Source organism: Mesorhizobium sp. M5C.F.Ca.IN.020.32.2.1, assembly GCF_004023105.1.
Lineage (GTDB): Bacteria > Pseudomonadota > Alphaproteobacteria > Rhizobiales > Rhizobiaceae > Mesorhizobium > Mesorhizobium wenxiniae.
In genome coordinates this window covers 1-9,778 of the sequence record NZ_RZSX01000138.1, presented here as the reverse complement: position 1 = coordinate 9,778, position 9,778 = coordinate 1, and the positions used below count along the sequence as shown (strand labels likewise).

The window sequence follows — 9,778 nt, the reverse complement described above, 5'->3', positions numbered from 1 at the left end:
GCCTTCGCCTTCATGACCCGCGTCGCCCTGGCGGCGGAGAAGATGGACCATCACCCCGACTGGTCGAACGTCTACAAGACCGTGAGCGTGACGCTGAACACCCATGATGCCGGCGGCCTCACGGCGCTCGATTTCGAACTGGCCAGGACGATGGACCGCTATTTCGACGGCTGAGCCAATGCACCAAAGCCTGTCCCGGGGCTCGACCCGAGTTGCTTAGCTAATGACATGCATGAAAGACAGCATCTTGCAGCCCGGTTCTGGTTTCACCACATTTCCATTCGAGGTCGCGCGTGGAGCCACGCGACGGCCGGCAAGGAGAGACTGATGGCGCAAAAATCCGGTTTTGATTTCTTCGGCTTTGGCGGCAAGGCGGGCGATGCGAGCGAAGTGCGCGAGAAATTCTGGCGCACGGCCAAGAGGGCTGCCCGGCAGATCCCGTTCATGGAAGAGCTGGTCGCCGCCTACTACTGCGCCATGGACAAGAACACGCCGCTGCGCGCCAAGGGCATCCTGGTGGCGGCGCTCGGGTATTTCGTGCTGCCGGCTGACGTCATCCCCGACTTCGTCTTCGGATTGGGCTTTACCGACGACATCGCGGTGCTGACCGCCGCGATCACCACCGTCAAAGCCCATATCACACCGGCGCATCGGCGCGCCGCCAAGCAGGCGATTGCCGACAACAGCTGAGCCGGCGATAAGGCAGAAAAGTCAAACTCTTGCCGCTTTCGTGGCATCCAAGTCGCGAAAGGGACGTTGCAACTGCCGCTTTTGGAGCGACGGGCGCAAGGATGGCGGCGGTTTCCTGGGTGGATCTCCTTTTCCTGAAGGGAAGTTCACCGTTTGGTAACCCAGATTAAATCAAAATGAAGCGACGGGCAGGACGCCGAGCCGGCCTGCTTCCGCACCATATATGGGAAAAGCGATGCGCGGATTGATTGCTACAATTTCGAGCCTGGTGCTGGTGGCCGTGACAGCGCCGGCTCTGGCGCAGTCGGCGACCAAGATCGGCCAGCACAATGCCTGGGGCACTTACAGCTACCAGGCGTCGGGCGGCAAGGTTTGCTACGTGTTGACCGTGCCGACCGACAAGCAGCCGCCGACGCTTGACCATGGCGACATGTTCTTCTTCGTCAGCCAGCGGCCGGGACAACAGGTGTCCTATGAACCGCAATTCATCGCCGGCTACAATTTCCAGGAAAACTCCAAGGCCACCGTCACCATCGACGGCAAGAGCTTTTCGATGTTCACCCGCGGCAAGTCGGCCTGGGTCGAGAATGCCGCCGAGGAGCCGGTGCTCATCGCCGCGATGAAGTCCGGCAGCGACATGAGGGTGCAGGCGAAATCCGGCCGCGGCAACACCACTACCTATGTCTTTTCGCTGAAAGGCATTTCGGCGGCGCTGTCGTCCATCGCCAGGTGCAAATAGCCATAGGCGAAGCAAAGTTTGAGTAAGGGCCGGGCGGCAAGCCCGGCTTTCTGCTCTTTAAAACGCCGTCGGCGGCCACATCGCGGCGGGCCTTGCGCCGCCGCCACCCATGACTCGGCCATCAACCTGTGCTATGCGCCGCGCTTCATTTCCAGCACGATGCTGTAATCGGCCGCAAATCGCTTATATTGGCGCAACAATGACCCTTTCATTCGACCTTACCACCGAGGGCGCCCGTGACGCGTTGCGCGCCCGCGCCACGCCGGCCGAAAAACCGTCGCTGATCGGCCTGACCCGGGCCGAGCTTGGCGCAGCCCTCGTTGCCTCAGGCATCGTGCCGGAGCGCCAGGCCAAAATGCGCGCCCAACAGCTCTGGCACTGGATGTATGTGCGCGGCGTCTCCGACTTTGCCAGCATGTTCAACATATCCAAGGATTTGCGCGCCGAGCTCGACAAGCATTTCACCGTCGCCAGGCCCGAGATCGTCGAGGAGCAGATTTCCTCCGACGGGACGCGCAAATGGTTGTTTCGCTTTCCGCCGCGCGGCGCCGGCCGGCCGGTCGAAATCGAGACCGTCTACATTCCCGAAGAAGGCCGCGGCACGCTCTGCATCTCCTCGCAGGTCGGTTGCACGCTGACCTGCTCCTTCTGCCACACTGGCACGCAGAAGCTGGTGCGCAACCTGACATCAGAGGAAATTCTCGCCCAGCTTTTGACCGCCCGCGATCGGCTCGGCGATTTCCCCGACCGCGACACGCCGGACGGCGCCATCGTGCCGGCCGAGGGTCGGAAAGTGTCCAACGTCGTCATGATGGGCATGGGCGAGCCGCTCTACAATTTCGAGGCGGTGAAGAAGGCGCTGCTGATCGCGTCCGACGGCGACGGGCTTTCCCTATCGAAAAGACGCATCACGCTGTCGACCTCCGGCGTCGTGCCGGAAATCTTGCGCACCGGCGAGGAGATCGGCGTCATGCTGGCGATCTCGCTGCACGCCACCAACGACGATCTGCGCGACCTTTTGGTGCCGATCAACAAAAAATATCCGTTGAAAGAGCTGATCGCCGCCTGCCGCGCCTATCCCGGCCTGTCGAACGCCCGCAGCATCACTTTCGAATATGTGATGCTGAAGGACGTCAACGATTCGATCGAGGACGCCAAGGGGCTGATCAGGCTGCTCAAGGGCATTCCGGCCAAGATCAATCTGATCCCGTTCAACCCGTGGCCAGGCACCAACTACCAGTGCTCGGATTGGGAGACGATCGAGAAATTCGCCGACTACATCAACAATGCCGGCTATGCTTCGCCGATCCGCACGCCGCGCGGCCGCGACATCCTCGCCGCTTGCGGCCAGCTCAAGTCGGAGTCCGAGCGCATGCGCAAGGTCGACCGGCTGGCGCTGGAAGCGATGATGATCGCGGGGCACGGCGAGGCGTGAACCGCCTTGTCGCCTATCTCATTCGCTTCGCCGTCATCCTGATCGGCTATGTCGTCGCCGCGCTGGCGGCCAGCGCCTTCCTCAACATCATGTTTCTGGCGTCGCTGGGGCTGATGACGGACGAGACGCAACCGGCGGCGCAGGCCTCGCTATGGTTTTCCGTTCCCTTCGTCGCGCTGTTCGTCGCCTATTTCGCCTTCATGCCGGCGGCCATCGCCATCCTCGTCTCCGAGATCTTCGGCCGGCGCGACTGGCTGTTCTACGCGCTGGCGGGTGCGGTGGTCGCTGCGGTTTTCCTCGGCTTCGCCTACCAGACCGCCGATGCCAATTTCGAGATCACCGATCCGCGCGTCGTCGCTGCCGTGGTCGGCTGCGGCATGGTCGGCGGCATTTCCTACTGGCTGAGCGCCGGGCGCTGGGCCGGAAGCTGGCGCGAAATCGGAAACCCTATTTCGCCTGGGCGGTCAGGATCTTGAGCGCGAAGGCCGAAAACACCCCGGCGAACAGATAGTCGACGCCGCGCGTCACCCGCGGGCTGGCCTTCATCGCTGTCGAGAATTTCTCTGCCGCAAAGACCATCGGCGCTGTTACCGGGATCGACAAAACGACGAACATCGCGCCGAGGAAGAACAGCTTTCCGGGCGCGTTCGGATCATGGGCGGAGACGAACTGCGGCAGGAAGGTCATGAAGAACAGGATGATCTTCGGGTTGAGTAGATTGACGCCGAGCCCTGCCGCCCAGGCGCGGAACAGAGAAATCTCAGGTCCGCTCTTCTTCTCCGGCGAAAAGGCCGACCCCTTGGTGATCGCCTGCCAGGCCAGGAAGACGAGATAGCCGGCGCCGAAAACCTTGAGCGCGAGAAAGGCCCCCGGCGAGGCGACGATCAGCGCCGAGACGCCGACCACCACCAGCGTCGTGTGGATCAGCGTACCACAGAGTGCGCCGGCCATCGAGGCAAAGCCGGCGGCGCGGCCCTGGCTCAGCGTGCGCGACACGAACAGCGTCATATCAGGCCCCGGCGTGATCGCCAGGATCACGGTGGCGATGGCGAACTGGATCAGCGTCGAGGTGTCGGGAATGAAGGACATCGGCAGGCCTTTGGAGGCGTAAGACGGCGAAGCCTATAGCGCAGGCAGGGTGCCTGCGCCAGAGACTGGACCGCGCAATAGCTGATCCAGCGTGCCTGTCGCACCCTTCGTCCCTTGCACTAGCCGGAATTGGCGTGATACCTCGCCCGCCGAGAACCCTTGTCGCGGAACCGCCAACAATGTCCCCCAGCATGTCAAAAGCAAAAGCCGTCAAGAAGGTCGTGCTCGCCTATTCCGGCGGCCTCGACACTTCCATCATCCTGAAATGGCTGCAGACCGAGCTCGGCGCCGAGGTCGTCACCTTCACCGCCGATCTCGGCCAGGGCGGCGAGCTGGAGCCGGCGCGGCGCAAGGCCGAGATGATGGGCATCAAGGACATCCGTATCATGGATGTCCGCGAGGAGTTCGTTTCCGACTTCGTGTTCCCGATGTTCCGCGCCAATGCCGTCTATGAAGGCACCTATTTGCTCGGCACCTCGATCGCGCGGCCGCTGATCTCCAAGCACCTCGTCGAGATCGCCAAAGAAACCGGCGCCGATGCGATCGCCCACGGCGCCACCGGCAAAGGCAACGACCAGGTCCGATTCGAGCTTTCGGCCTATGCGCTCAACCCCGACATCAAGGTCATCGCGCCATGGCGCGATTGGTCGTTCAAGTCGCGCACCGACCTGATCAACTTCGCCGAGCAGCACCAGATCCCGGTGCCGAAGGACAAGAGGGGCGACGCGCCGTTTTCGGTCGACGCCAACCTGCTGCATTCGTCCTCCGAAGGCAAAGTGCTGGAAGATCCGTGGAGCGAGCCGCCGGAATTCGTCCATCAGCGCACCATCTCGCCGATGGACGCGCCGGACAAGGTCACCGAGATCGAAATCGAATTCCTGAAGGGCGATCCGATCGCGCTCGATGGCAAGAAGCTGTCACCGGCGACGATGCTGGCGGCGCTCAACGATCTCGGCCGCGACAACGGCATCGGCCGGCTAGACCTTGTCGAGAACCGTTTCGTCGGCATGAAATCACGCGGCGTCTACGAGACCCCTGGCGGCACGATCCTGATATCAGCCCACCGAGCGATCGAATCGATCACGCTCGACCGGGGTGCTGCCCACCTCAAGGACGAGTTCATGCCGCGCTATGCCGAGCTGATCTACAACGGCTTCTGGTTCGCGCCCGAGCGCCTGATGCTGCAGGCGATGATCGACAAGAGCCAGGAAGATGTCGAAGGCACGGTGCGGCTGAAGCTCTACAAGGGCAACGTCATCGTCACCGGCCGCAAGTCGAAGAACACGCTCTATTCCGACGCGCTGGTCACCTTCGAGGACGATCGTGGCGCCTATGATCAGAAGGACGCCGAAGGCTTCATCCGCCTCAATGCGCTGAGGCTGCGGACGCTGGCGGCGCTTGGTCGAAAAAGCTAGCCGGTTTCTCTGCACAGAGGGACTTGGCTCTTTGACTGGGCCTGGAAAGAACTGTGGACCGCTGCCGATCGGCTTCCGGCCGCAAGTCTCCAACGCTCGCGATTAGCGTTAGGCCCACCACATCTTCGTCGTCCCAAGGTCTGCGCCGCGTCGCTTCGCTCCTTGCTCCGCCCTGGGATGACGAAGGGAGGGGTGTTTCGGCTAATCTCGAAAGTTTGCGATTTGCCACTGAAATTGGCCGCCGAAAAACTATCGACGTTCGCTGCCGGTCGGCTTCCAACTGCGTCGGCCCGATGCCTATCACGCTTTTTGCACTGGCGATCCGCACCGTCTGGCCCATGGCAGGACGACACTTCTTCAGCTCAACTCAACATTGCCCCAAGAATGTGCGAGGGAACCATGCGAAAACTGATCTCCACCGGCTCGCCCTTCGAGAAGGCAGCCGGTTATTCGCGCGCCGTGGTCCAGGGCGACTGGTGTTTCGTTTCCGGAACGACCGGCTACGACTATGCGACCATGTCGATGCCGGAGACGGTCGAGGCGCAGACGCGCAATTGCCTGGCGACGATCGCCAAGGCGTTGCAGGACGGCGGTTTCGAAATGGCCGATGTGGTGCGGGCGCATTACTACATCACCGACGCGACTTTCGTGGACATCGTCTTTCCGATCCTCGGCGAAGCCTTTGGCGACATCAGGCCGGCTGCGACGATGATCGTCTGCCAGCTCAACAAGCCGGAAATGAAGATCGAGATCGAAGTGACGGCGCTCAAGCGCACGGCCTGAGCGTGGCGGCGGTGCAGAAGCTTGCGCGATGTCGGCTGGACAGCGCCCCGCTGTCCGGCAAGATTGATGGAGCACGAGGATCGCCAAGATGCTCTGAACCAGAGCTTGCGCATAGCCCGCTTGGCGTTTAGCAAGACCGCGGCTCACGACAGCGCCGCGCGTCCTTTTGGACGCGCAAAGGACGCTGTAGAATTTTGGTTCTGCGCATGATCCTTTCCGAAATCGATTCCGATTTCGGGGTCATGCGCCACAGTTTAGGACGGTTCTGATGGCTTCGAAAAATCTTCTCCTGCTCGCCGGCGACGGCATCGGCCCCGAGGCGATGGCCGAGGTGAAGAAGCTGATCGTTGCCATGAACGACAAGCTCGGTAGCGGCTTCATCACCGACGAGGGGCTGGTCGGCGGCTGCGCTTATGACGCGCATGGCGCGGCGATTTCGGATGCCGACATGGCCAAGGCGATGGCTGCCGACGCGGTGCTGTTCGGCGCCGTCGGCGGGCCGAAATGGGACGCGGTGCCTTATGAAGTGCGTCCGGAAGCCGGACTGTTGCGGCTGCGCAAGGACATGGAGCTGTTTGCCAATCTCAGGCCCGCCATTTGCTATCCGGCGCTGGCGGCGTCCTCCTCGCTCAAGCAGGAGGTGGTCGAGGGACTCGACATTCTGATCGTGCGCGAGCTCACCGGCGGCGTCTATTTCGGCGAGCCGAAGCAGATCATCGATCTCGGCAACGGCCAGAAGCGCGGCATCGACACGCAGGTCTACGACACGTTCGAGATCGAGCGCATTTCGGGCGTCGCCTTCGAGCTCGCGCGGACACGCCGCAACCATGTGACCTCGATGGAAAAGCGCAATGTGATGAAATCAGGCGTGTTGTGGAACGAGGTCGTCACGCAGACCCACAAGGCGCGCTATGCCGACGTCAAGCTCGATCACATGTTGGCCGATGCCGGCGGCATGCAGCTGGTGCGCTGGCCCAAGCAGTTCGACGTCATCGTCACCGACAATCTGTTCGGCGACATGCTGTCGGACATCGCCGCCATGCTGACCGGCTCGATCGGCATGCTGCCTTCGGCGTCGCTCGGCGCGCCGGATGCCAGAACGAAAAAGCGCAAGGCGCTCTACGAGCCGGTGCACGGTTCGGCGCCCGATATATCAGGCAAGGGCATCGCCAACCCGATTGCCATGATCGCCTCCTTCGCCATGTGCATGCGTTATTCCTTCGGCATGGTCGCCGAAGCCGACCGCCTGGAAAGCGCTATCGCCGCCGTGCTCGACCAGGGCTTGCGCACCAGGGATATCTTGTCCGACGGCATGACCGAAGTCGGCACCACTGAGATGGGCGATGCGATCATCGCCAAGTTCCTGGGTTGAACCCATGGCGGTCGACGTCCGCTGGGCGACGACCGGGATCCGGCGGCACTCGCGCTCATGAGATGGCGGTGCAATACCGGCTGCCGCCGCTCGACGCCGACCGCGCTCTATCGGCTGCAAAAAATGGCTCGGCGACGAAAGCCCTGCCTATCCGCATTTTGCGCTCGCCTTCGTCGAGGGCGATGTCTGCGGGGTGCCTCGGTCGCGATCGCGCAATCCCGGCATTGATCTTGAGCGGCTGCTGTTTCTCAAGGACCTCTTCGGGCGCGAGAATGCCCGCCAACGCGGGTGTCGGTCGGGCGTTGATCGGCTTTCTCCCGCCATTGCCTGTAGCGGTACACTGTGCCGCGCATTGCCTTCCCTGAATCGCGGCCTATTGCTATCTACAGTTGTATGTAGTGGCAAGATACACTTTTCGGCTAAATCCCGACGCCTGTCGGCACCGGACCCCATTGGTTTTCACGGGCCTGCGTCGGGATCAGCGCGAAGACCAGGATGATCAGCCAGCCGATGGTCGGGAGGAACACCACCAGAAAAAGCCAGCCGGTCAAGCCGATGTCGTGCAGGCGACGCACGTTCAGTCCGATCCATGGCAGCGCTGTCGCCAGCAGGAAGATTCCGCAAAGGCCGACCGTCACCACCGGCAATTCGCTTCCATCGGGATCGCCCATGGTGTCGTCGATGAAGAGGCCGGCGCCGACGACCACGACCAGCGCGATCGTCCAGAACAGGCAGAAGCCCCAATATTCCTTGCGGCGGGCACGGCCGGCGAAATTGAAGTAATTTTCAGTCAGGCCCCGCCAGAAATAATCCCACAATCCGGTAGCCGCGGCGGGACCATTTCCAGCGGAACGGCCGAAATGTTGCGGCGCCCCGGGCGCATTGGCGGTTTGAGCCGGGGCGGCGGTTGCGGCGGCCGGCGGACTGGCGGTTTGGGCGCGGATCGAAAAAACGTCGCATGCCCGTCCGCCAGCCGGCTGGAACTCGATGGCCGTGCCCCTGGCCATCGACGCTTCTCGACGCAGATCCTCGCGCGCGAACGTGTAGCGGTTGCCATCGGCTCCGGTGATGAAACCGAAGCCCTGGTCCTCGTCATAGTGAAGAACTTCGCCGCGCATGTCCTGCCCACCCCCATTCGCGTCTCGCCAGACTGTTCAAAGTTCCGGCAGATCGCAAGGGGTATGCGCGGAAATGGGGAAGCAATCGCTTCAGACAAAAGATAGCGCCCCACTCGTGTTGGGAGACGACCAACCGTCGAAGTCTGCGCCGCCCAGCGGGCTTCTCCCCGTTTACGGGGAAGGTGCCGGCAGGCGGATGAGGGGCAGCGCAGACCTGAATCGAGCGAAAGACAGCCCCTTGCAGGCCACGACAAGCCAACGATGCCGGCACGTCGCTAAGCCGGCCGCTTCTTCGATTTCTTGTTCTTGGCGGGTCCGGTCTTTTCGAACCTCGCCTTTGCTGACTTCCCCGCCCAGGGCTTTGCCTCGAACGCGGCAGCGCGCTGATCGGCTGACGGTGTGCGCTTCTCGAATTTGGGCGCATTCTGGTCGAACGTCCGCTTGCCGCGGTGAGGCTTCTTGTCGGGTCGCGGTTCCTGATAGCCGGCCCGCGACAGGTCGGGCGTGCCGTCCAGCCGCTTCACAGCGATGTTGTTCTGCAGCTTGCGGTCGGGGCCGATCGCCTGGAGAAACCGGTCAGCCCAATCCGCCGCGATCTGCACGAAGGTTTCCTCAGGCTGCATCTTGATGGCACCGATCTCGCGCTTGCTGATCCCGCCGGTCCGGCACAGCATCGGGATCAGCCAGCGCGGCTCGGCATTCTGCCGGCGTCCTACCGACAGAGAGAACCAGACGCTGTCGCCGAAATCGTCGCGGCGGCCGGGCGCCTCGTCCCTGCGCGTAAACTTGTCGCCCGACGGCGTGAACGGCGCGACGTCAAGAAGATCCTCGGGCGCCGAGCGGCTGGAGCGGCACAAGCGCACGAACGCGGCGGCCACCTGTTCGGGGCCGTGCTGCTCGAGAAGCGCATTGATGAAGCCGCGCTCCTCTTCCTTCACCGGTTCGCTGAAGGCCGGGTCGGCGAGGATGCGCTCGTCGTCGCGGCGCAGCACGTCGTCGGCCGAAGGCGGGCTTGCCCATGTCGCCGCAAGGCCGGCACTTTGCAGCAGCCGTTCGGTGCGCCTGCGGGCACTGTTGGGCACGATCAGCGCGCTGACACCTTTGCGTCCCGCCCGTCCCGTCCGCCCGCTTCGGTGC

Annotated in this window: 11 protein-coding genes; 8 read left to right on the top strand and 3 right to left on the bottom strand. The window is 62.8% G+C overall.

What is annotated here, in order from left to right; all coding sequences use genetic code 11:
* From EOA86_RS09700 to EOA86_RS09680, 5 genes are all read left to right on the top strand, one after another.
* Positions 1–174 (top strand): 4a-hydroxytetrahydrobiopterin dehydratase (locus tag EOA86_RS09700; RefSeq protein WP_206629992.1); only part of this gene is annotated, 174 nt, incomplete at its 5' end.
* Between the two features lie 153 nt (positions 175–327).
* On the top strand, positions 328–690 hold the full coding sequence (locus tag EOA86_RS09695) for a YkvA family protein (RefSeq protein WP_029349448.1): 363 nt from the start codon (positions 328–330) through the stop codon (positions 688–690).
* 235 nt (positions 691–925) lie between these two features.
* On the top strand, positions 926–1,429 hold the full coding sequence (locus tag EOA86_RS09690) for an invasion associated locus B family protein (RefSeq protein WP_029349450.1): 504 nt from the start codon (positions 926–928) through the stop codon (positions 1,427–1,429).
* A gap of 199 nt (positions 1,430–1,628) precedes the next feature.
* Complete coding sequence (gene rlmN / locus EOA86_RS09685; protein ID WP_128341387.1) at positions 1,629–2,864, top strand: 23S rRNA (adenine(2503)-C(2))-methyltransferase RlmN; 1,236 nt, start codon at positions 1,629–1,631, stop codon at positions 2,862–2,864.
* Positions 2,861–3,340 (top strand): hypothetical protein, encoded by a 480-nt coding sequence (locus EOA86_RS09680; protein ID WP_128341385.1) that lies wholly within the window; start codon positions 2,861–2,863, stop codon positions 3,338–3,340. The genes rlmN and EOA86_RS09680 overlap by 4 nt, the downstream gene beginning before the upstream one ends.
* On the opposite strand, the gene EOA86_RS09675 is transcribed toward EOA86_RS09680, so the two are convergent.
* Positions 3,312–3,953 (bottom strand): LysE family translocator, encoded by a 642-nt coding sequence (locus tag EOA86_RS09675; RefSeq protein ID WP_128341383.1) that lies wholly within the window; start codon positions 3,951–3,953, stop codon positions 3,312–3,314. The genes EOA86_RS09680 and EOA86_RS09675 overlap by 29 nt on opposite strands.
* Before the next feature lie 191 nt (positions 3,954–4,144).
* Between EOA86_RS09675 and EOA86_RS09670 the strand changes: the two genes are divergently transcribed.
* From EOA86_RS09670 to leuB, 3 genes are all read left to right on the top strand, one after another.
* A complete protein-coding gene (locus EOA86_RS09670; RefSeq protein WP_128341381.1) occupies positions 4,145–5,368 on the top strand; it encodes an argininosuccinate synthase in 1,224 nt (407 codons plus the stop codon).
* Between the two features lie 399 nt (positions 5,369–5,767).
* The gene (locus EOA86_RS09665) at positions 5,768–6,151 is read left to right on the top strand and encodes a RidA family protein (protein ID WP_128341379.1); all 384 of its coding nucleotides are present in this window, start codon (positions 5,768–5,770) and stop codon (positions 6,149–6,151) included.
* 268 nt (positions 6,152–6,419) lie between these two features.
* On the top strand, positions 6,420–7,523 hold the full coding sequence (gene leuB, locus EOA86_RS09660; RefSeq protein ID WP_127211490.1) for a 3-isopropylmalate dehydrogenase: 1,104 nt from the start codon (positions 6,420–6,422) through the stop codon (positions 7,521–7,523).
* Positions 7,524–7,942: 419 nt separating this feature from the next.
* Here the strand turns inward: leuB and EOA86_RS09650 are convergent, their stop codons facing one another.
* Positions 7,943–8,641 (bottom strand): DUF805 domain-containing protein, encoded by a 699-nt coding sequence (locus tag EOA86_RS09650; protein ID WP_128341377.1) that lies wholly within the window; start codon positions 8,639–8,641, stop codon positions 7,943–7,945.
* 275 nt (positions 8,642–8,916) lie between these two features.
* Positions 8,917–9,778: DEAD/DEAH box helicase (locus EOA86_RS09645; protein ID WP_206629991.1), on the bottom strand; the 862-nt coding region annotated here is incomplete at its 5' end.

Excerpts from the sequence above, each read along its gene's own strand:
- EOA86_RS09665 (WP_128341379.1), top strand. The coding sequence starts at position 5,768 with ATGCGAAAACTGATCTCCACCGGCTCGCCCTTCGAGAAGGCAGCCGGT.
- EOA86_RS09690 (WP_029349450.1), top strand. The coding sequence starts at position 926 with ATGCGCGGATTGATTGCTACAATTTCGAGCCTGGTGCTGGTGGCCGTG.
- EOA86_RS09695 (WP_029349448.1), top strand. The coding sequence starts at position 328 with ATGGCGCAAAAATCCGGTTTTGATTTCTTCGGCTTTGGCGGCAAGGCG.
- leuB (WP_127211490.1), top strand. The coding sequence starts at position 6,420 with ATGGCTTCGAAAAATCTTCTCCTGCTCGCCGGCGACGGCATCGGCCCC.
- EOA86_RS09670 (WP_128341381.1), top strand. The coding sequence starts at position 4,145 with ATGTCAAAAGCAAAAGCCGTCAAGAAGGTCGTGCTCGCCTATTCCGGC.
- EOA86_RS09650 (WP_128341377.1), bottom strand. The coding sequence starts at position 8,641 with ATGCGCGGCGAAGTTCTTCACTATGACGAGGACCAGGGCTTCGGTTTC.
- rlmN (WP_128341387.1), top strand. The coding sequence starts at position 1,629 with ATGACCCTTTCATTCGACCTTACCACCGAGGGCGCCCGTGACGCGTTG.
- EOA86_RS09675 (WP_128341383.1), bottom strand. The coding sequence starts at position 3,953 with ATGTCCTTCATTCCCGACACCTCGACGCTGATCCAGTTCGCCATCGCC.